At 57.7% G+C, this 21,207-nt stretch carries 21 protein-coding genes; 9 read left to right on the top strand and 12 right to left on the bottom strand.

Translation table 11 applies throughout. The features are described from left to right. Positions 1-12: 12 nt before the first annotated feature. The 3 genes from AAH446_RS05330 (at position 13) to pnuC (ending at position 2,475) form a co-directional block, all read left to right on the top strand. Positions 13-534, top strand: coding sequence for a methylated-DNA--[protein]-cysteine S-methyltransferase (locus tag AAH446_RS05330; protein WP_342905646.1), 522 nt, complete (start codon positions 13-15; stop codon positions 532-534). Between the two features lie 144 nt (positions 535-678). Further along, the gene (gene nadA / locus AAH446_RS05325; RefSeq protein WP_342905645.1) at positions 679-1,722 is read left to right on the top strand and encodes a quinolinate synthase NadA; all 1,044 of its coding nucleotides are present in this window, start codon (positions 679-681) and stop codon (positions 1,720-1,722) included. 36 nt (positions 1,723-1,758) lie between these two features. Continuing rightward, positions 1,759-2,475 (top strand): nicotinamide riboside transporter PnuC, encoded by a 717-nt coding sequence (pnuC, locus tag AAH446_RS05320; RefSeq protein ID WP_342905644.1) that lies wholly within the window; start codon positions 1,759-1,761, stop codon positions 2,473-2,475. Between the two features lies 1 nt (position 2,476). Here pnuC and zitB read toward each other — a convergent pair whose 3' ends face one another. The 4 genes from zitB to AAH446_RS05300 form a co-directional block, all read right to left on the bottom strand. Next, entirely contained in the window at positions 2,477-3,412 is a 936-nt protein-coding gene (gene zitB, locus AAH446_RS05315) for a CDF family zinc transporter ZitB (protein ID WP_342905643.1), read from the bottom strand. Beyond that, positions 3,393-6,530 carry an ATP-binding protein gene (locus AAH446_RS05310; protein WP_342905642.1) on the bottom strand — a complete coding sequence of 1,046 codons (3,138 nt, stop codon included), beginning with the start codon at positions 6,528-6,530 and terminating at the stop codon, positions 3,393-3,395. Before AAH446_RS05310 ends, zitB begins: the two co-directional genes overlap by 20 nt. Then, a complete protein-coding gene (locus tag AAH446_RS05305) occupies positions 6,512-7,102 on the bottom strand; it encodes a response regulator transcription factor (protein ID WP_342905641.1) in 591 nt (196 codons plus the stop codon). The genes AAH446_RS05310 and AAH446_RS05305 overlap by 19 nt, the downstream gene beginning before the upstream one ends. A 117-nt stretch (positions 7,103-7,219) precedes the next feature. Then, entirely contained in the window at positions 7,220-7,555 is a 336-nt protein-coding gene (locus AAH446_RS05300) for a YbgS-like family protein (protein ID WP_342905640.1), read from the bottom strand. 296 nt (positions 7,556-7,851) lie between these two features. Between AAH446_RS05300 and aroG the strand changes: the two genes are divergently transcribed. Further along, complete coding sequence (gene aroG / locus AAH446_RS05295) at positions 7,852-8,904, top strand: 3-deoxy-7-phosphoheptulonate synthase AroG (protein ID WP_342905639.1); 1,053 nt, start codon at positions 7,852-7,854, stop codon at positions 8,902-8,904. Between the two features lie 91 nt (positions 8,905-8,995). On the opposite strand, the gene gpmA is transcribed toward aroG, so the two are convergent. The 6 genes from gpmA to modE form a co-directional block, all read right to left on the bottom strand. Further along, positions 8,996-9,748, bottom strand: coding sequence for a 2,3-diphosphoglycerate-dependent phosphoglycerate mutase (gene gpmA, locus AAH446_RS05290; RefSeq protein ID WP_342905638.1), 753 nt, complete (start codon positions 9,746-9,748; stop codon positions 8,996-8,998). Between the two features lie 145 nt (positions 9,749-9,893). Next, positions 9,894-10,922: a galactose-1-epimerase gene (galM, locus tag AAH446_RS05285; protein ID WP_342905637.1), complete on the bottom strand. Its 1,029-nt coding sequence runs from the start codon at positions 10,920-10,922 to the stop codon at positions 9,894-9,896. After that, positions 10,916-12,064 (bottom strand): galactokinase, encoded by a 1,149-nt coding sequence (gene galK / locus AAH446_RS05280; protein WP_342905636.1) that lies wholly within the window; start codon positions 12,062-12,064, stop codon positions 10,916-10,918. The genes galM and galK overlap by 7 nt, the downstream gene beginning before the upstream one ends. Before the next feature lie 2 nt (positions 12,065-12,066). Further along, entirely contained in the window at positions 12,067-13,113 is a 1,047-nt protein-coding gene (galT, locus tag AAH446_RS05275) for a galactose-1-phosphate uridylyltransferase (protein ID WP_342905635.1), read from the bottom strand. A gap of 281 nt (positions 13,114-13,394) precedes the next feature. Further along, positions 13,395-14,867, bottom strand: coding sequence for a molybdate ABC transporter ATP-binding protein ModF (gene modF / locus AAH446_RS05270; protein ID WP_342905634.1), 1,473 nt, complete (start codon positions 14,865-14,867; stop codon positions 13,395-13,397). A gap of 75 nt (positions 14,868-14,942) precedes the next feature. After that, complete coding sequence (gene modE, locus AAH446_RS05265) at positions 14,943-15,722, bottom strand: molybdenum-dependent transcriptional regulator (protein WP_342905633.1); 780 nt, start codon at positions 15,720-15,722, stop codon at positions 14,943-14,945. 144 nt (positions 15,723-15,866) lie between these two features. Between modE and AAH446_RS05260 the strand changes: the two genes are divergently transcribed. From AAH446_RS05260 to modC, 4 genes are all read left to right on the top strand, one after another. Further along, positions 15,867-16,022, top strand: coding sequence for an AcrZ family multidrug efflux pump-associated protein (locus tag AAH446_RS05260; protein ID WP_342905632.1), 156 nt, complete (start codon positions 15,867-15,869; stop codon positions 16,020-16,022). A 141-nt stretch (positions 16,023-16,163) separates the two neighbouring features. Continuing rightward, positions 16,164-16,937: a molybdate ABC transporter substrate-binding protein gene (modA, locus tag AAH446_RS05255; RefSeq protein ID WP_342905631.1), complete on the top strand. Its 774-nt coding sequence runs from the start codon at positions 16,164-16,166 to the stop codon at positions 16,935-16,937. Continuing rightward, on the top strand, positions 16,934-17,629 hold the full coding sequence (gene modB / locus AAH446_RS05250; protein ID WP_342905630.1) for a molybdate ABC transporter permease subunit: 696 nt from the start codon (positions 16,934-16,936) through the stop codon (positions 17,627-17,629). The genes modA and modB overlap by 4 nt, the downstream gene beginning before the upstream one ends. Next, a complete protein-coding gene (modC, locus tag AAH446_RS05245; protein WP_342905629.1) occupies positions 17,623-18,681 on the top strand; it encodes a molybdenum ABC transporter ATP-binding protein ModC in 1,059 nt (352 codons plus the stop codon). The genes modB and modC overlap by 7 nt, the downstream gene beginning before the upstream one ends. Here modC and AAH446_RS05240 read toward each other — a convergent pair whose 3' ends face one another. After that, positions 18,682-19,500 carry a pyridoxal phosphatase gene (locus AAH446_RS05240; protein ID WP_342905628.1) on the bottom strand — a complete coding sequence of 273 codons (819 nt, stop codon included), beginning with the start codon at positions 19,498-19,500 and terminating at the stop codon, positions 18,682-18,684. Between the two features lie 149 nt (positions 19,501-19,649). On the opposite strand from AAH446_RS05240, the gene pgl reads away from it, so the two are divergent. Then, positions 19,650-20,648 (top strand): 6-phosphogluconolactonase, encoded by a 999-nt coding sequence (pgl, locus tag AAH446_RS05235; RefSeq protein WP_342905627.1) that lies wholly within the window; start codon positions 19,650-19,652, stop codon positions 20,646-20,648. A 78-nt stretch (positions 20,649-20,726) separates the two neighbouring features. Here the strand turns inward: pgl and AAH446_RS05230 are convergent, their stop codons facing one another. Beyond that, positions 20,727-21,203: a kinase inhibitor gene (locus AAH446_RS05230; RefSeq protein ID WP_342905626.1), complete on the bottom strand. Its 477-nt coding sequence runs from the start codon at positions 21,201-21,203 to the stop codon at positions 20,727-20,729. Between the last annotated feature and the right edge of the window lie 4 nt (positions 21,204-21,207).

Here is a 21,207-nt window from a genome sequence, read left to right as displayed (position 1 = left end):
GGGTGAATTCTGATGAGCTACTTCTTTAAAATTATGCCTTCCCCGGTGGGCGATCTGACGTTGATCGCCAGCGACAAAGGGCTGGCCGCCGTACTGTGGGAAAATGAAAATCCGAAACGCGTCCGGCAGATGGCGCCCGAAGAAAACCCCACCCATCCTGTCCTGCTGGAAACGGAACGGCAGCTTATTGAATATTTCGCCGGGAATCGTACTCAGTTTACGATGACGCTGGACTTTGTCGGCACAGAATTCCAGAAAAAGGTCTGGGAGGCGTTGGTGGCTATCCCCTTCGGTGAAACCCGAAGTTATTCAGAAATTGCACGGCAGATAGGGCATCCTGCGGCGGTTCGTGCGGTAGGGGCGGCAAACGGGAAGAACCCTATTTCCATTATTGCGCCCTGCCACAGGGTAATCGGCGCTAACGGCAAGCTGACCGGTTTTGCCGGTGGGCTGGCGGCCAAAGCGCTGCTGTTAAAGATCGAGGCAATGAAGCAAAGCCAGCTGCTTTTTACGCTGGAACAGGACGCAGTTTAGCCGCACGACAGGAAGAAAAAGAGAGCGACACAGGCGAACATTTCGGCTATCTTGTTTAGCATATAAAACAAGTCAGGGCAGTTTTGCCGGCGGTTACGCATGATCCCGCAAGCTGCGTTAAGTTGAAGAAACGAGAGTCGCGATATGAGCCTGATGTTCGATCCTGAAACCGCCGTCTATCCTTTCCCGCCCAAGCCTGCGCGTCTCTCCCCCGATGAGAAGGCCTTTTATCGCGATAAAATCAGGCGGCTGCTGAAGGCGCGCAATGCGGTCATGGTGGCGCACTACTACACCGATCCGGAAATTCAGGCGCTTGCCGAGGAAACCGGCGGCTGCGTCGCTGACTCGCTGGAGATGGCCCGCTTTGGCAGCCAGCATCCGGCCAGCACCCTGCTGGTTGCCGGGGTGCGTTTTATGGGTGAAACCGCTAAAATTCTCAGCCCGGAAAAAACCATTCTGATGCCCACGCTCGCGGCAGAGTGCTCGCTCGATCTCGGCTGTCCGGCTGAGGAGTTTTCGCGCTTTTGCGATGCGCATCCCGACCGTACCGTAGTGGTTTATGCCAACACCTCAGCGGCGGTTAAAGCGCGGGCGGACTGGGTGGTCACCTCAAGCATCGCGGTCGATCTGATAGAGCATCTTGACGGGCTGGGTGAGAAAATCATCTGGGCACCCGATCGTCACCTGGGTCAGTATGTCACCCGCCAGACCGGCGCGGACATTCTTTGCTGGCAGGGCGCCTGCATCGTACATGATGAGTTCAAAACTCAGGCGCTACAGCGAATGAAAACGCTCTATCCTGACGCGGCCGTGCTGGTTCATCCTGAATCACCGCAGGCGATTGTCGATCTGGCCGATGCCGTCGGCTCGACCAGCCAGCTGATACAGGCGGCAAAAACGCTGCCGCATCCCCAGATGATTGTGGCAACCGATCGCGGCATTTTTTACAAAATGCAGCAGGCCTGTCCGGACAAAGAACTACTGGAAGCGCCGACTGCGGGTGAAGGCGCCACCTGCCGGACGTGCGCGCACTGCCCGTGGATGGCGATGAACGGCCTGAAGGCCATTGCGGATGGACTGGATCAGGGCGGTAGCGCACATGAGATCCATGTTGATGCTGCATTGCGTGAAGCGGCGTTGATCCCTCTAAACCGTATGCTAACCTTTGCAGCAAGTCTGAAAGGGTAACACCTGGCCCCTCACCGATCGGGAGAGATTGTTAATATGGATTTTTTCAGCACGCACAATATTCTGGTTCATATCCCTCTGGGCGCCGGCGGCTACGATCTCTCCTGGATTGAAGCTATCGGGACCGTTGCGGGTCTGCTCTGCATCTGGCTCGCCAGCCTGGAGAAAATCGTCAACTATGCGTTTGGCCTGATTAACGTCACGCTTTTTGCGGTGATTTTCTTTCAAATCCAGCTTTATGCCAGCCTGCTGCTTCAGGTGTTCTTTTTTGGTGCCAATATTTACGGCTGGTACGCGTGGAGCAGGCAGACGGGGGAAAACCAGCTTGCGCTGAAGATCCGCTGGCTGAGTCTGCCAAAGGCGCTGGGCTGGCTGGCGGTTTGCGTGATAGCGATTGGCCTGATGACGCTCTATATCAATCCGGTTTTCGCCTGGCTGACCCGCGTTGCGGTCAACGTTATGCAGGGAATGGGGCTGGCCGTCGCCATGCCGGTGCTTGAGCCCGACGCTTTCCCGTTCTGGGATTCCTGTCTGATGGTGCTATCGGTGGTGGCGATGATTTTAATGACCCGCAAATATGTCGAAAACTGGCTGCTTTGGGTGATTATCAATGTGATCAGCGTGATGATCTTTGCCCGCCAGGGCGTTTATGCGATGGCGCTGGAATACGCCATTCTGACGCTGATTGCGCTCAACGGTGCCTGGCTGTGGATCAAAAGCGCCCGGGAACGCGGCGGCAGGGCGCTTTCATGATTTAGTGGTGATGGTGATGGTGGTGAGGGGCGTGCTCAGGCGGTCCCCACATCAGATCGCAATCGCCGTTTTCACAGCGCTGAAATTCCATCTGCACCGTGGCATGTTCTATCTGGTAATGCTCATGCAGCCAGGCATGAATACGGTGCAGCAGGGCATCGTGATCGCGGGGCGGAATAACCTGAACGTGCAGCGTAATAACCGGCTTTTCGCCGACCTGCCAGAGATGGATATGATGCACGTTACGCACTTCCGCGATGCCAAGCGTCAGCGCTCTTTTCAGCTTATCCGCATCAATGGCCGCAGGCGCACCCTCCAGAAGTTCATGCAGGCTCTCTTTCATTAATGCCCAGGCGCTGCGCAAAACCAGCGCTGAAACAAGCATTGAAAGGATGGGGTCAATAGGCGTCCAGCCGGTATACATAACGATAAGCGCCGCGACGATAGCCCCGACTGAGCCGAGCAGGTCTCCCAGCACATGCAGCGCCGCAGCGCGGACGTTCAGATTTTTCTCTTCGCTGCCACGATGAAGCAGCCAGAAGGAGAGCAGGTTAGCCAGCAGGCCCGCCACCGCCACGCCGAGCATCAGGCCGCCGGCCACCGGCTGTGGCTGCATAAAGCGATGAATGGCTTCCCAGACGATAAGCAGGGTGATAACGAGCAGCGCCATGGCATTGACGAAGGCCGCCAGCGTGGTCAGCCTCAGCAGGCCAAACGTATGGCGCGCATTGGGCTTGCGGCGGGCAAACTGCACCGCCAGTAGCGCCATCAGAAGAGCCGCGGCATCGGTCAGCATGTGACCGGCATCCGCCAGCAGCGCCAGTGAACCTGAAATCAGGCCGCCGGCAATCTCGATAACCATAAAACCCGTCGTGACGACAAATGCCGCCAGCAGGCGATGGCGGTTTCCATCCTTTTCAGTGTGCGCGTGAGCCATAGTTTTCCAGTTCAGTCAGTAAACTTTCCGTTAATGATATCAATAAATCCACTTCTTCAGTATGGCGTGACGGCGCGCTGAGCCTGTCGATCGCCCGCTGGCATAATGTGGCTTCCTCGCTGTACCCCAGCATCTGCCAGCTGCCCTTTATGCGGTGTATCGCTGTTTCAGCCTGAGGCCAGGCCTGCCCGGCTACCGCTCCCCGAAGCCGATCGATGTCTTCGCGGAGGGTCAGACGCAGCGTCCCGCAGATCTTCGCGAGAAAATGGCTCTGCTGCCCCGCAAGGTTATCCAGACGCTGAGCAAGATCGTCAAACCCGGTGGCGGGTTCACGGGGCAAGAGCGCTTCGATCTCCCGCAGTCCGACGGGCTTAAGCAGAACATTGTCTGCCAGGCGGATGACTTCCGGCCGCTTCAGTATATCCGCATCGGCCGAACAGATAACGATCCGGGCAGGCGGTGTCCCATGCCGTTCGCGCCGGCGGATAATTTTTGCCAGCGTAATGCCGTCCGGGTGCGGCATACTGTAATCGATAAACAGCAGATCCCAGAGCTTTACGCCAGCCAGCAGGGCGCGTCCGTCCGGATAGCAGTCAGCCTGAATGCCAAACCACGCCAGCTGCTGCTGCATGACCAGCAGATTTGTCGGGTGATCGTCAACGATCGCCACGCGAAGTGCTGTGAGCGGGCGGGTCGCGGGAGAGGCGGAGGCGCTACTGTCACCACTCTCACTTTCGTCTACCGGCTGCCACGGCAGCATGACCGTCACGGTTGTGCCCTTATCCGCGCCCGATTCCAGCGCGATCTCACCCCCCATCCGGGAGACGATCTCTTTACAGATGGAGAGGCCAAGGCCGCTGCCCTGAACCGAAAGCTGGCGCCCGGAAGGGGTCTGATACCAGGGTTCAAACAGCCGTGCCTGCTCCGTTTCAGGAATGCCGCTACCGCTGTCGATAACCTGTAGCCGCAGCATGTTACCGTTATCCCCGGCGGCAAGCGTCACTTTAATCTCCCCCTCGCGGGTAAATTTAATGGCGTTGCCGATCAGGTTATTGGCGATTTGCTGCAGGCGCTCACCATCAATAGCGATAGTTTGCGGCAGCGGCGTCAGCGCCTCCACCCGAAAAGCGGGCCCGTTTTTACGCATTAGCGGATGGTACACTTCCGCCAGGCGCTTCAGCCATTTATCAGGATCGAGCGGATGAGGTGCCAGCGTAAAACTGTTGCTCTCTACGCGCGCATGATCCTGTAGATCGTTGAGCAAGGTCAGGAGCGCAGCGGCGCTGCTGTGGATCACCGCCAGGTTACGGGCGGCGGGCTGGCGGGAAACCTCCAGCTCCAGCAGGCCGAGTATAGCCTGCATCGGCGTCCTTAATTCGTGGCTGACCGTGGCCAGGAACTGACTCTTCATCCTGTTCGCGCGATCGGCCTCTTCCCGCGCCTGCTCAAGCTGGCGACGCTGGATCCGCTCCCTGCGCTGTTCCAGATAGCGGCGCAGCAGCAGGATTAGCAGGAAAACGATGGCGAACAGGGCGGCAATCAGCACAAAAAGGGAGACGGGGCGCATCGTATTGCCATCCCCCTCCGCCAGCACGGAACTGTTATTGCTCCAGTTTTCCCGCATCCGCTGCTGGGTATCCGCCGGGATTTGCTGAAGGCCGCTATTGAGCAGGGTAAGCAGCAGGGGAGAGTCCGGCGTGACGCCGAGCGTCACCGGCCAGGCGGTATCGCTGGCCGCGAAAGCCAGACGTATTGCATCGCGATGGCGCGACTGGATCTGGGCGCGGGCGGAAAGGACGTTATCGGTTAAGGCATCAATCTGACCGCTTGCCAGCGCATCATAAAGGGATTTACTGTCGTCGAAGAGGACGGCATTCACCTCTCTGGGCAACAGCTTAAGGGCGATATCGCCACGGCGCAAACCTATCCGCTTACCTTTCAGCGCTGCCCAATGGGTCACAGGCTGCGGGGATTGCGCGACGTAAACGCCCCAGAGCGCGCGCCAGACCGGCAGCGTGGTGCTGCGCGCGGACTCATCGCCGGTCAGGGGGCGCGTCAGCTGGATCATGACGCTTCCCTGATCGAGCAGCGCCTGTGCCTGCTGCGCATTGCTGACCCAGCGCGGCTGAAAGCGCACGCCGCTGTTCTGCCCGATAATATTCAGCAACTCGACGCTGTAGCCGCCGGGCTGGCCGTCAGCGGCGCGGTAGCTCCAGGGATAATCATCGCTGATGGCCGCATAAGTGACCACCGGATGCTGCTCCACCCAGCGCCGCTCCATGGGAGAAAGGCGGGCGGTGTTGGTGTCCTGGTAGCGGGGCAGGGAGCTGCTCCAGCGTCCCTGGATGCCGTTGACGACTTCCATTGGCAACTGCCGGATCGCCCTGTCCAGCTGGCGGGTAAGCAAGGGGGAAGCGGTAATTGCCCGTAGCTGCAGCGAGCCGGGCGTCAGCGGTGAGGCGAGCTGAAAGATCTGCCCCTGCTGAAGCTGGCTGAGCAGGAAGCCAGCGCTGGTCTCATCCGCAATCACATAGTCGCTCTCGTTATTCAACAGGGCATACAGCGCCTGCAGATCGTTATCAACAACGTGCCAGTGGCGGTTTTTAGCAAAGGCGGGATCGACAAGCGCCAGCGCAGGACGGCTGATGGCAATCCGGGCATTGGCGGAATTAAACATGACGGGACGTAAATTATCCCGGCTGCGGTAGATGCGCAGCGGGCTGGTAAACCAGGGTTGGGTGGCATTTTCTGTCCCGGCATCACGCTGCGGCACGCCAAAAATGATATCCAGCTTTCCCTGCGCCAGGGCCAGCTTCAGCTCGCGCCAGTCGCTGTAGCCTTCCACCTCAAAGCGCATCCCGGTACTCTGACTCAGCGCCACCAGATAATCGGCGTTGATGCCGTAGAGATCCTGACCGACCACCATATTCCAGGGCGTGCCGTTATCACGCAGAATGCCGACCCGCAGCATTTTGGCCTGACCACTGCCTGGCTCAAGCGGCAGCATCTCCTGCGGAATCGCGACGCTGCCAACGGGACGCAGCTCAGCGCTGGCGGAACAGCTTAGCGCCAGCAGGAGAAGCAGTAAAACCCGCTTTATCACTGCTGTGACTTCCAAAGTTCCGCCAGGTCCACAATCGATACCGCGCCCGTTTTCTCCATGATATTTTTCTTATGCGTACTGACGGTTTTATTGCTGATATTCAGCTGCCCGGCGATTTGCAAATTAGAGAGACCGCGCGCCAGCAGCGGCAGGATCTGCTGCTCTTTGGCGGTCAGCACGTTTCGGCTATGTTCTTCTGCTGACTGAGGTGGAAATGCCCGCTGCCCGCCTAACGCTGCAAGAATGGCGGAAAGCAACTGGGGCATAGGTTGACGCTTGGCAACGTATCCTGAAGCACCAGCGGCGTCGGCAAGGCGCTGGTAAACGCGCTCCTCCTGGGCCGAGTAAATAATCACCGGGCAATCTGGATAGCGACGACGCAGCGACTTCAGCAGCTGAAGACCGTCGCTATCCGGCAGGCCAATATCCAGCACCACTACCTCAACCGGACCGGCAGCCAGCGCTGACAGGGCCAGCGCTTCGTTTTCTGCTGAAATCAGCTTCACCGGAAAAGGCGCACGGGAGAGGGCCGCTTCAAGTGCAATATGCACCAGCGGGTGATCGTCAATCAGCAGTAGCCTAATCATGGCGTTATCCGGGAAAATCAGGAGAGTGAAAGAATAGCGTAATCGGGGGAGGGATGTAACTCAGGCTGAAACGTAAAAAGGAGAGCCGCAGCCCTCCTTTAGCAGAATAAACGGCGATTAGTGCGTGGTGCCGTCAGTCTTGGTATCTGCACCATCACCCACTTTTTTGTTCATATCCGGGCATTTACCATCTTTACACTGCGAGTTTTCATGCATTTCGTCAGCAGACATATTGGTTGAGCCGTCAGCCTGCGTTTGAGGCGACGTGGCATTGCCGGTATTGTTGATATCGCTGTTATCAACATTGTTTGGCTGCAAGTTTTCTTTTGCGCTGCCCGATACTGCACCTGCGTCAGCGGCCTGATTCGCGCCGCCATTATTGCTCTCAGCCAGTGCTGCTCCACTACCCAGTGTCATCGCTGCTGTTAAAAAAACGATTGCGAACTTATTCATTATCAGGCTCCGTTAATTAGTGAATATTGCCGAACCAAATCCCGGAAAATACCTTAATCATACGATATGAGGCCGGGAGGAAAATGCATTACGCAACAGGGCCGCCCCTTTGAAGTCGGTGATCTGTATGCGTTTTTTTAAGTTTCAACGTTAATAAGTGTAGTCAAGAATAAAAAAACCGCAAACCTCAGCGGCGGCAAAAGCTGTAAAGGTCATTTACACTCCTCTCCCCACGCGATAAATTGGATTTGATGCGCCAGGTGTGCAGTACGGCTTTTGAAATTACTGGAATGATTATGAATTATCAGAATGATGACTTGCGAATCAAAGAGATAAAAGAACTTTTACCGCCCGTTGCCCTGCTTGAGAAATACCCTGCCACGGAGATGGCGGCGAAAACCGTGTCAGACGCGCGCCAGGCTATTCACCATATTCTTAAAAGGAGAGATGACCGCCTGCTGGTGGTGATTGGTCCCTGCTCAATCCATGATACTCAGGCGGCGATCGATTATGCGGAGCGCCTGCTTAAGCTGCGGGAAGAGCTGAGTGACTCGTTGGAAGTGGTAATGCGCGTCTATTTCGAAAAACCGCGCACTACGGTAGGCTGGAAAGGGCTGATTAACGATCCGCATATGGATGGCAGCTTTCAGATTAACGACGGTCTGCGTATCGCCCGCAAGCTGCTGCTTGATATTAATGACATGGGCCTGCCGGCCGCCGGTGAGTTCCTGGATATGATTACGCCGCAGTATCTGGCCGATCTGATGAGCTGGGGCGCCATTGGCGCACGGACCACGGAATCTCAGGTACACCGTGAGCTTTCTTCCGGCCTCTCCTGCCCGGTGGGCTTTAAAAACGGCACGGACGGCACGATCAAAGTCGCCATTGATGCTATCGGTGCCGCCAGCGCGCCGCACTGTTTCCTCTCGGTTACCAAATATGGTCATTCCGCTATTGTGGAAACCAGCGGTAACGGCGACTGCCATATCATCCTGCGCGGCGGTAAAGAACCGAACTACAGTGCGCAGCACGTCGAGGCCGTCAAGGCTGGGCTGGATAAGGCGGGGCTGGAGCCGCAGATCATGATCGACTTCAGCCATGCCAACAGCAGCAAGCAGTTCAAAAAGCAGCTCGACGTTTCTGAGGATGTCGCCCGGCAAATCGCCGGCGGCGAGCGCGCCATCATCGGGGTGATGATTGAAAGTCATCTGGTGGAAGGGAATCAGAATCCAGACAGCGGTGAACCGCTGGTTTATGGCAAGAGCGTGACCGACGCCTGTATCGGCTGGGAAGATACTGAAGCCGTGCTTCGCCAGCTGGCCACAGCGGTTAAGGCGCGTCGCGGCTAGCGGATCGCGGGGAGGGGCTGAAGCTCTTCTCTGTTCGCTGAGTAAAAAAAATCCGCCGGAAGGCGGATTTTTTATCGCTAAGTTAAAGCGATTATTTTGCTTTACCCTGGTTTGCCACGGCCGCCGCTTTCGCTGCGATTTCGTCGGCATTGCCCAGATAGTAATGTTTGATCGGCTTGAAGTTTTCATCGAACTCATACACCAGCGGTACGCCGGTCGGGATGTTCAGTTCCAGGATCTCTTCTTCGCTCATATCGTCCAGGTACTTCACCAGCGCACGCAGGGAGTTACCGTGTGCCGCAATGATAACTTTTTCACCGCTTTTCATGCGTGGCAGAATGGACTCATTCCAGTAAGGCAGCACGCGATCGATAGTCAGCGCCAGGCTCTCGGTGGTTGGCAGCTGCTCAGCGCTCAGGCCGGCATAGCGTGGGTCGTGACCCGGGAAACGCTCGTCGGCACGATCCAGTTCCGGTGGGGTAACGGCAAAGCCGCGGCGCCACTGTTTAACCTGCTCGTCGCCATATTTCTGCGCGGTTTCCGCTTTATCCAGACCCTGAAGCGCACCGTAGTGGCGCTCGTTCAGACGCCAGGATTTCTCCACCGGCAGCCAGACCTGATCCACTTCATCAAGGATATTCCACAGGGTGTGAATAGCGCGTTTCAGCACGGAGGTATAAGCGTAGTCGAAGGTAAAGCCTTCTTTTTTCAGCAGTTCACCTGCCGCTTTGGCTTCGGTACGGCCTTTATCGGACAGGTCCACATCGTACCATCCGGTGAAGCGGTTTTCGTTATTCCACTGGCTTTCGCCGTGACGTACCAGAACCAGCTTAGTTACAGCCATAGCTTAACTCCTTAATAATCTGACGTTTCTATGATAATGGTAAACCGCAAATTGCCGTCGCAATTTAATAGTGCCCTACCATAGCGGAATTCTTCGCGGCAAGTAAGCCTGAAGCGCTCCCGATGCATGAATTTCATGCGCTTAATCAAACCGCCGTCAGGCGGTAGCGAGTGACGCTCTGCCAGGTTTCACCGGGCGCTAACCAGCAATCGGGCTGCGGCCATTCGGGATGATTGGGTGAATCCGGTAAAAACTCGCTCTCCAGCGCAATCCCCTGAAAAGCAGTATAGACGCCCTGTTCACGGGCTGGCGTGCCTTCCAGATAATTCCCCGAGTAAAACTGCAGGGCCGGCGCGGTGGTAAAAACGTCAAGCCTGAGCTTGCCGTCGGCTGAGCAGAGTTCCGCGGCGGGCTGCTCGCCTGCATTCAGCAGGAAAGCGTGATCGTATCCTTTTACCGCCTGCTGATCCTCGTCCTGAAGGAAATCCTGCGCGACGGTTTTCGCCTGACGGAAATCAAAACTGGTGCCCGCGACCGCTTTCAGATCGGCATTCGGGATCCCTTCACCGTCGACCGGCAGATAGCAGTCAGCGTTCAGCCGCAGACTGTGCTGCCGCGCGTCGCCATGCTGCGCATCCAGATTGAAATAAGCATGATTAGTCAGATTAACCGGGCAGGCTTCATCAACCGTCGCGTGGTAGGAGATAGAGAGCGTATTATCATCTTCCAGCCGGTAGATCAGGCTGACCAGCAAGGTGCCGGGATAGCCCTGATCGCCCGCCGGCGAGTCCAGACGATACTCCACCTCCTGCGTGGCCTGGCGAACAATCTGCCAGCGGCGATGATCGAAGCCTTCCGGGCCACCGTGCAGTTGATGCGCGCCCTGGTTCGCCGTCAGGTGAAAAGTCTGACCATCACGGCTGATGGTTGACCGTGCGATACGGTTGGCGTAACGGCCCACGGTAGCACCCAGATAAGCGGTCTGGCTCAGATAATCGGAAGGCGTGGCGCAGCCCAGCAGCGCTTCACGTACGGTACCGTCCTTCATCGGAACGCGTGCGGAAAGCCAGGTCGCGCCCCAGTCCATAAAGGTGGCGACCATACCGCCCGCGTTGCGCAGCGTGGTGATACGCCACGGCTGCCCATCGGGGGCATGAGAGTCCGGCGTCAGCATTGTCCGGCTCCTTCTGACGCTTTACAGACGTAAAAGGTCTCTTTGATGCCGGATTTGGCTTCATACTGTTCCGCCACGGCGGCCCGCACGCTTTCAACGCGATCCAGCGGCATCAGCGCTACGATACAGCCGCCGAAGCCGCCGCCGGTCATGCGCACGCCGCCGCTGTCGCCAAGGCTCTCTTTCACAATCTCTACCAGCGTATCAATCGGCGGCACGGTGATTTCAAAATCATCGCGCATAGAGGCGTGGGACTCCGCCATCAGTACGCCCATTCTCGCCAGGTCGCCTTTCGCCAGCGCGTCGGCGGCCTCCAGCGTACGGGCATTTTCCGTCAGTACGTGACGCACGCGTTTGGCGACCAGCGGATCCAGCTCATGCTCCACGGCCTGGAACTGCGACAGTTCAACATCGCGCAGCGAGGGTTGAGTAAAGAAGCGTGCGCCAGTTTCACACTGTTCACGGCGGGTATTGTATTCACTGCCCACCAGATTACGGCGGAAGTTCGAGTTGATGATCACAACCGCAATATCTTCCGGCATCGGGACCGGGCGCGTACCCAGCGTGCGGCAATCGAGCAGCATAGCGTGGTCTTTCTTGCCCAGCGCGGAGATCAGCTGATCCATAATGCCGCAGTTACAGCCCACAAACTGGTTTTCCGCTTCCTGGCCATTTACGGCAATATCAGCGCCTTCCAGTGGCAGATGCCAGAGCTGCTGGAAAACGGTCCCTACGGCGACTTCCAGCGAGGCGGACGAGCTGAGACCCGCGCCCTGAGGGACATTGCCGGAAATGACCATATCCATGCCGTTAAAGTCTTTGTTACGCTGCTGAAGATGCTTTACCACCCCACGCACATAGTTGGACCACATCTGGTCCTTATGCTGCATAATTGGCTCGTCCAGAGAAAAGCTGTCTTCCTGATTTTCATAGTCAGCGGCGATAACCCGTACAGTACGATCGTCGCGTTTCGCGCAGGCAATGACGGTCTGATAATCGATGGCGCAGGGCAGCACAAAGCCGTCATTATAATCGGTATGCTCGCCGATCAGGTTAACGCGGCCAGGTGCCTGTATGGTATGGCTGGCGGCGTAGCCGAACTTGTCATTGAAAATCTGATGGGTAGAGGTCTTTAAGGTCATCGTTATGCTCCCGTCTCGCGGAAATGGATATCACTGACGTCGCGCAGGCGTTCGGCTGCCTGCTCCGCCGTTAAATCGCGCTGGGTTTCAGCCAGCATTTCATAGCCCACCATAAATTTACGCACCGTGGCGGAACGCAGCAGCGGCGGATAAAAATGCGCATGGAGCTGCCAGTGGTCGTTAGCGTCATCATTAAAAGGCGCGCCGTGCCAGCCCATTGAATAGGGGAAAGAGCACTGGAACAGATTGTCATAGCGGCTGGTCAGTTTTTTCAGCGCCAGCGCCAGATCCTGCCGCTGCGCCTCTGAGAGGTCAGGCAGGCGTTTGACGGCCGCTTTTGGCAGCAGCAGCGTCTCAAACGGCCAGGCCGCCCACCAGGGCACCACGGCCAGCCAGTGTTCGGTTTCCACTACGGTGCGGCTGCCATCCTTCAGCTCGCGCGCCGTATAATCCATCAGCATCGGCGAGCCGTGCTTTGCAAAGTAAGCGCGCTGTAACTCATCTTCACGCTTCGCCTCATTAGGCAGGAAACTGTTGGCCCAGACCTGGCCGTGCGGATGCGGGTTGGAGCAGCCCATCGCGGCGCCCTTATTTTCAAATACCTGCACCCAGGGATAGTGTTGCCCCAGATCGGCCGTCTGTTCCTGCCAGGTTTTGACCACATCTTCGAGTGCGGTCAGGGAAAGCTCGGGCAGCGTTTTGCTGTGATCCGGCGAAAAGCAGATCACCCGGCTGGTGCCGCGTGCGCTTTCGCAGCGCATCAGCATATCCTCGCTTTCGGGCGCATCTGGCGTATCGGTCATCAGCGCGGCAAAGTCATTAGTGAAGACGTAGGTGCTCGCATAGTCAGGATTTTTATCCCCTGTCACCCGCGTATTCCCGGGGCAGAGAAAACAGTCGGGATCGTGCACCGGCAGTTTTTCCTGCGAAGCCGTCTCCTGCGCGCCCTGCCAGGGGCGTTTGGCGCGGTGAGGTGAAACCAGAATCCACTGATCGGCCAGTGGGTTATAGCGGCGATGCGGATGATCGACCGGATTAAATTTTTGCATGTTGAGTCCTGATAACCTTCTTAATGCGTCGATAGCCTTAAAGAAAAATAGCACAGCCTGGTGAAATAAAGCGTGATCGAGTCTGTATAAATGGAATCGTTTACACAAGCTGAATATTCTGAAGTGTCAACGCTAACGCCAGTTTAGTCCATAACCATGCGCCCTAAAGGAAGATTTAATGGTAGCGGTTACATGATGAAAGGTAAATCTGCGGGTATTCCTGCGTTGCTGTCTGAACGCGCCGGTACTCAGTGCCTTCCGGCGCGCTCAGCCCCGATCTGTCAGGACAAAATATCCTGCTGATAGCGGTAGCCGTTTTCATACGGCACAAAAGTCAGGCGGTGGGTAATGCACTCCGGCGCGTCTTCCGCATGGTGTGAGACAAAGAGAAGCTGGGTATCGCCTTCCGCAATCAGCACATCGACAAACCGGCGCACCAGCTGACGGTTAATCGGGTCGAGCCCCTGTAGCGGCTCGTCAAGAATGAGCAGAGCGGGGTGTTTTACCAGCGCACGGGCGATCAGCACCAGCCGCTGCTGTCCCCAGGAGAGGCTGTGAAACGGCGTCTCGCCCAGCGAGCCTCCCATACCGAGTCGTTCCAGCCACTGACCTGCCAGAAACTGCTGGCGATCGGAGACCGCCTGATAGATCCCTATCGAATCAAAGAAGCCGGAAATCACCACATTACGTACGCTGCTGCTGACGCGGTAGTCCAGATGCAGGCTGCTGCTGACGTAACCGATATGCTGTTTAATGTCCCAGATGGTTTCACCGCTGCCGCGCCGCCGCCCAAAAAGCGTCAGGTCGTTGCTGTACCCCTGAGGATGATCCCCCGTCACCAGGCTGAGCAGCGTGGATTTACCCGCGCCGTTAGGGCCGACGATTTGCCAGTGTTCCCCCGGACTGACCTGCCAGTCGAGGTGATTGAGAATGGGCTTATCGTCGTACGACACTACGCCGTCACGCAGCACCACGAGAGGCACCCCATCAGACAGGGCTGACTTACCGGCCGCTTCGTCAGCCTCGGGCAGCGATATGCCTTTCAGTCGCTCGCTGTGCGCCAGCTGCGCGACGAGCGCGTCTGCGAGGATCTCTTTTCGCGGGCCGGGTGGCATCAGCGTACATTCGGCCAGCACGCCGACCCGGTCAGTGAAATCAGGAATATCGTCAAAGCGGTTAAGCACCAGCACCAGCGTCAGGCCCTGCTGGTGGAGATCGGCCAGGATCGCCGCCAGATTAGTGCGGGAAGCCACGTCGAGTCCGTCAAAAGGCTCGTCGAGGATCAGCAGGTCCGGGCTCGCCATCAGCGCCTGGCAGAGCAGGGTTTTCCGGGTTTCGCCCGTCGAGAGGTATTTGAAGCGGCGGTCAAGCAGGGCGGTGATACCAAACAGGGTCGCCAGCTCACGGCAGCGCGCCGGATCTTTAACGTTTTCCTGGATGATTTCTGCCGCCGTCCGGCCGGTGTCTTCCTCGCCCGGGCTGAGCATGTCGGTATTATTGCGCTGCCATTCCTCGGCAACCAGCCGCTGCAACTGCTCCAGCGAAAGCCGAAAAGGATGGATAAATGTATTGCTCACCACGCCTTTAGCTGGCGTCAGCTCGCCTGCAAGCGCACGGGCCAGCGACGATTTGCCGCTACCGTTAGCGCCGACAAAGGCCCAGCTTTCGCCCGCGCGGATAGTCAGGTCGGGCAGCGACAGGGTGCGGGCCGCGTTAAGATGAAACGTGCCTTGCGAAATTTGCAACGTTAACATTATTCGTTCCATTATATGCATTGTAACCAGAGTAATAATCTCCGCTGGCGGCAATGTCAAATGGTGCGGCGTGATTCAGAGCAGCGTCGCGATAATCACTTTGTCGGCGTTAAAATGTGCTGTCACCGTCAGCCCGGCCGCCAGCTGTTGCTCCGCGACGCGCGCATTGCTGAGGGTGGCGCAGAGCGTCTCGCCGCTGGCGAGTGTGACCAGCACTTCGCTGTGGGTCTCCCCAGGCTCAAGCTGGTCAATGACGCCATCAAGCTGATTATCCGCAGAGGATGCGCCAGTAGTGACATCTATCCAGGGTGCCTTAATCAGAACCAGCACCTCTTTACCGCTGGTCAGCGCCAGCCGGTTTGCGCTCTGTTCGGTCAGCGCAACGACGATTTGGGTGCTGCCATCCGCCAGCAGCACCTCAACGCGCTGCTGCACAGGCAGCTCATCGCGCTTAACGACGGTGCCATAGAGCTGGTTGCGGGCGCTGGTTTGCAGTGAAAAGCGGGCAATAGCGCCCAGCAGGCTGCCGAGCGGCACGTCATCCTGCAAGACGTCAAAAGCCTTCTGCTGGATCTGCTCCAGCAGGGCAAAAAGCTGAATAAGCCTTTCGCCGTAGGGTGTGACCCTGGCGCCGCCGCCGCCCTTACCGCCGGTTGCCCGCTCAACCAGCATCTGGTCCGCCAGCGTGTTCATTTCGTTAATGGCATCCCAGGCGCTTTTATAGCTAATCCCGGCAAGCTTCGCGCCCTGGCTGATGGAGCCGGTTTGCTGGATCTGCTTCAGCAGCGCAATCCGTCGCGGATCGGCAAAGAGCCGCTGCTGTAATTTCAGGATCAGGGTAAGTTCAGCCTGCATGGTAGGTCCTTATAAACGCGCGAGATGATGGGATTGTACACGCTTGCGCAGCCGCGCGTAAAAACGGGTAAAAGGCACAAAAGGTCAGTGCACTTTTCTGCACGCTGGTTACAATAACTTTTTTCTTCAGCAATCGAGGCGACTATGCTGGAATTATTGATAGGCCTTGCCGAAGCGATCCTCATGGTTCCTGTGGTGATGGCGATTATCCTCGGTCTGATTTACGGGCTGGGTGAAGTGTTTAACGTGATTTCGAAAATTGGTCACCGCAATAACCAGCCGGCGAAAAACCGCCAGTAAATTTCCTGCCGCGTCCGGCTCTCCGCCGGGCGCGTATTTTTGCTCTCCCTGCTCAACTTCTTTCTGTTTCAGCCGATATTAGTCAAGACAGCGCTTTTGCAATCGTTATATTATTACTTATATAACGTTCAGGAGAACACTATGTCTGTAAAACTAACTCACTATATTATCGGTGCCGCGCTGAGCGTCAGCGTGGCGGGCAACGCTGCCGCCGCTGACAAAATTACCGTTTTTGCCGCGGCCTCGCTCACCAATGCGCTCGGGGAAATTGCTGCTCAGTACCAGAAGGATAAAAAGGTGGAAATCGTCTCCTCCTTTGCCTCCTCCTCGACGCTGGCACGGCAAATAGAGCAGGGCGCACCAGCCGATCTGTTTATTTCTGCCGATTTGCAGTGGATGGATTACGCGACAGAGAAAAATACGATGGATAAGGCCAGCCGCTATACGCTGCTGGGTAACGATCTGGTGCTGATAGCGCCAGTGGAAAACCATCCCCAGCCGGTGGCGATCACCGCGAAAACCGACTGGAAAAACCTGCTGAAGGGCCAGCGCCTCTCCGTTGGCGATCCTGACCATGTGCCTGCCGGGATTTACGCGAAAGAGGCGTTACAAAACCTGGGGGCCTGGGATACGCTGTCGCCGGTTCTGGCGCGAGGCAACAGCGTTCGCGCCGCGCTGGCGCTGGTGGAGCGTAACGAAACGCCTTACGGCATCGTTTACGGCTCTGATGCGGTTGTCAGTAAAAAAGTGACGGTCGTGGGCGTCTTTCCGGAGGCGAGCCACAGGCCGGTCAAATACCCGATGGCGATGGTGAAGGGACACGCTTCTCCCGTCGTCACCGCTTTTTATCACTATCTGAAAGGGCCGGAAGCCGCGGCCGTTTTCAAACGCTATGGATTTACCCCTGAAATATGATCCTCAGTGAGCCTGAATGGCAGGCTGTCGCGCTCAGCCTGAAAGTTTCCTCGGTGGCGGTGCTCGCCAGTCTGCCGTTCGGTATTTTAATGGCCTGGATTCTGGTTCGCTGCCGTTTTCCGGGCAAGGCGCTGCTCGACAGCCTGATCCATCTGCCGCTGGTGCTACCGCCGGTCGTGGTGGGCTACATTTTACTGATTAGCTTCGGACGCCGCGGCTTTATCGGCCAGTATCTGGATGCGTGGTTTGACTTCAGCTTCGCCTTCAGCTGGCGCGGCGCGGCGCTTGCCTCGGCGGTGATCGCTTTCCCGCTGATGGTGCGCGCTATCCGCCTGTCGCTGGAGGGCGTGGATGGCCGGCTGGAGCAGGCCGCGCGAACGCTTGGCGCAGGCCGCTGGCGGGTCTTTTTCACCATCACGCTGCCGCTGACGCTGCCGGGCATTATCGTGGGAACGGTGCTGGCCTTTGCCCGTTCGCTGGGCGAATTTGGCGCCACGATCACCTTCGTCTCCAATATCCCTGGCGAAACCAGAACGTTGCCCTCGGCGATGTATACCCTGATTGAAACGCCCGGTGCGGAGGCGGCGGCGGCCCGTCTCTGCGTGATTGCCATCTTGCTGGCGCTCTGTTCACTGCTGCTTTCCGAATGGCTGACCCGCTGGGGCCGTAAGAGGTTGGGAGAATCATGTTAGAACTGAATTTCACCCAGCGCCTCGGCGACCATACTTTGGCGGTTAACGCCCGGCTTCCCGCGAAGGGCATTACGGCGGTATTCGGCGTTTCAGGCGCGGGGAAAACGTCGCTGATCAACGCCATAGGCGGCCTTACCCGACCGCAGGAAGGGCGTATCCTGCTAAATGACCGTGTGCTGTGCGATGCCGGTCCGGGCATTTATCTGCCGCCGGAAAAGCGGCGTATCGGTTACGTATTCCAGGATGCCCGCCTTTTCCCGCACTACCGCGTGCGCGGCAACCTTGAATATGGCATGGCCAGAAGTATGCGGCCTCAGTTTGACCCGCTGGTGGCCCTGCTCGGGCTGGAGCCGCTGCTCTCGCGCTATCCCGCCTCCCTCTCAGGAGGAGAAAAACAGCGGGTGGCGATAGGGCGGGCGCTGCTGACCGCGCCGGAAATGCTGCTGATGGATGAACCGCTCGCCTCGCTGGATCTGCCGCGCAAACGCGAGCTGTTGCCCTATCTGCAAAAGCTGGCGGCTCAGGTGGCGATCCCGATCCTTTACGTCAGCCACAGCCTTGATGAGATCCTGCACCTGGCAGATTACGTGCTGGTGCTGGATGAGGGAAAAGTGAAGGCGCTCGGCACGCTGGAAAATGTCTGGGCCAGCAGCGCGATGCGGCCCTGGCTGCCGCGCGCGGAGCAAAGCAGCGTGCTGAAAGTGCAGGTGCTGGAGCAGCATCCGCGCTACGCCATGACCGCGCTCTCGTTGGGCGATCAGCATATCTGGGTCAGCCGCGTCAATGCGCCGCTGAAAACGGCGCTGCGTATCCGCATTCAGTCGGCTGACGTCTCGCTGGTGCTACAGCCGCCGGTAAACACCACGATCCGCAACGTCATCCCTGCGCAGGTGACCGAGCTGCTGGAGATTGACGATCAGATAGAGGTGAAGCTGCTGGTGGGGCAGAGCGAGCTTTGGGCACGAATCACGCCCTGGGCCCGCGATGAACTGATGATCAAACCGGGAATGTGGCTCTATGCGCAGATCAAAAGCGTCTCCATCACGCCCTGATTAGAGGATTTCCCGGTAGATCGTTTCCGCTATACCGGGCTCCAGGTTGGTGCCGATCACCCGACCGGCACGGGCCCTGATCGCCTCGTCGGCATTGCCCATCGCCACGCCAAGGCCGACCGCTTCCAGCATGCTGAGGTCGTTATAATTATCGCCAAAGGCCAGCACGTCGCTCATCTGCAAACCCTGCGACGCCACCCACTCCGCCAGCCGCCGGCCCTTGCTGTTACCCGCTTTGGCGATATCCACCTGATCGTGCCATGACCACTCACAGGCAAGCCCCATCTCTTTTTCCACCTGCCCGGCAAACTGATCCAGCGCCCGGGTATCAGGATGTGAGAGGGCGAACTTCCAGATTGAGGTCGCCGCTTTCGCTGCCTGCGCGAGGCTGTCGACCTGACGGAATACCGGACGCTGATCTTCGGGCAGCGACAGGCCCCAGTTAATGGTGCGCGCTACGTGACCGGTCTCCGTCTGGTACAGCATCGCATCGTCGACGTAAAGCAGGCCGTGAATGGCTGCCGCATCCAGCATATCGATAACGGCCAGCGCCTGATCCTGCGGCAGCGGATCGGAGGCCAAGACGTTTTTTGCATGGTAATCATACAAATAGGTGCCATTACAGCAGATTGCAGGTGTATCCAGCGCCAGCGCCTGATAAAAAGGATGGATGGCAACGTGATGGCGACCGGTGACGATAACCACCTTCACGCCGGCCTCGCGGGCTTTTTTTAACGCTTCCAGCGACTCGGGAAGAATGGTTTTGCGCGGCGTCAGCAGGGTGCCGTCCAGGTCCAGCGCAATAATGCGATAACTCATAAAACAGTTCCGGAAGTGACTAAATAAGAGCCGGTAAGTGTACACCCTGTGGTGAGGCTGACAAAATGATGCGCCACAATTCCCCCACGCAGGGTGTTAAAACGCGCTACGCTTTGCCACAAGCCGATTACCCAGAAAAAGGAGAATTCATGAAACAAGTCGTATATACCGCGAGCCCTGAGAGCCATCAGATCCATGCCTGGCAGCTCAGCGATGAAGGCGCTCTGGCGCTTTTGCAGGTGATTGATGCGCCGGGGCAGGTGCAGCCGATGGTGGTCAGCCCCGATAAGCAGTTTCTCTACGTGGGCGTCCGTCCCGATTTTCGGGTAGTGGCGTACCGGATTGATGCGGATGGCAAGCTTGAAGAGGCGGGACAGGCTTCGCTGCCGGGCAGCCCGACCCATATTTCAACCGACCGCCAGGGTCGTTTTATCTTTGTCGGTTCCTACAACGATGCCTGCGTCAGCGTGTCACCGATCGGAAATGATGGATTGCCGGGTGAACCGCTTCAGGTTGTCAGTGGGATGGATGGTTGCCATTCTGCCAATATCGGTCCGGACAATAAAACGCTCTACGTGCCGGCGCTGAAGCAGGATCGCATCTGCCTGTTCGATCTTCAGGAGAATGGAGAGCTGGTGCCGCATTCGCAGCCACAGGTTACGACCGTGGAAGGCGCCGGGCCGCGACATATGGCCTTTCATCCGGGCCAGCAGTACGCCTACTGCATCAATGAGCTGGACAGCACCGTTGACGTCTGGCAGCTGAACAATGCGCATGGCGAAATGGAAAGGGTGCAGACGCTGGATATGATGCCAGCCGGCTTCAGTGAAACGCGCTGGGCGGCGGATATTCATATCACGCCGGACGGGCGCCATCTCTACAGCTGCGATCGTACCGCCAGCGTTCTGGCCATTTTCAGCATCAGCGAAGATGGCGGATTACTGACCCTGGAAGGCCATCAGCCGACGGAGACGCAGCCACGCGGCTTCAACATCGACCATAGCGGCCAGTATCTGATCGCGGCGGGACAGAAGTCTCACCATATCGAAGTATGCAAAATCAGCGGTGAACAGGGGCTGCTGACGCCGCTGGCGCGTTATGCCGTTGGTCAGGGTCCAATGTGGGTGGTGATTCATCGTCTGGACTGAGTGATCTATCGGCGCTGTTTCGCTGAGGGCGTCACTTCAGACTGAAAGCAGGGCGGAGTTGTCTCCGCCCTCTCTTTATCAGGAGTAGATTGCCGTCACGGAGGCGCTGGCAAGCTGGTGGAAATGGACGTTGAAGCCCACCATCGCGCCGCTGGCGCCTTCATCCACCTCGATCTGCTCCACGTCCAGCGCGTGCACGGTGAAGATATAGCGGTGGCTTTCGCCTTTCGGCGGTGCCGCGCCGCCGTAGCCGCTGGTGCCGAAGTCGGTGCGGCACTGAACCACACCGGACGGCAGTGCGGCGATGCCGGAGCCTGCACCCTGAGGCAGCACTCGCGTGTCAGCGGGCAGGTTAGCAACGACCCAGTGCCACCAGCCGGAGCCGGTTGGCGCATCGGGATCGTAACAGGTCACAACGAAGCTTTTGGTGCCCGCAGGGGCATCGTCCCACATCAGCTGCGGGGAAAGGTTATCCCCTTCGTAGCCCATGCCGTTAAAGACATGACGCAGCGGCAGCTTATCGCCGTCGTTGAAATCCTGGCTTAGCAGTTTCATTCCA

The sequence above is a fragment of the Erwinia psychrophila genome, assembly GCF_039023475.1.
Taxonomy (GTDB): Bacteria; Pseudomonadota; Gammaproteobacteria; order Enterobacterales; family Enterobacteriaceae; genus Erwinia.
Note: the sequence above shows the minus strand (reverse complement) of the source record. Positions and strands in the feature narration are given on the sequence as shown.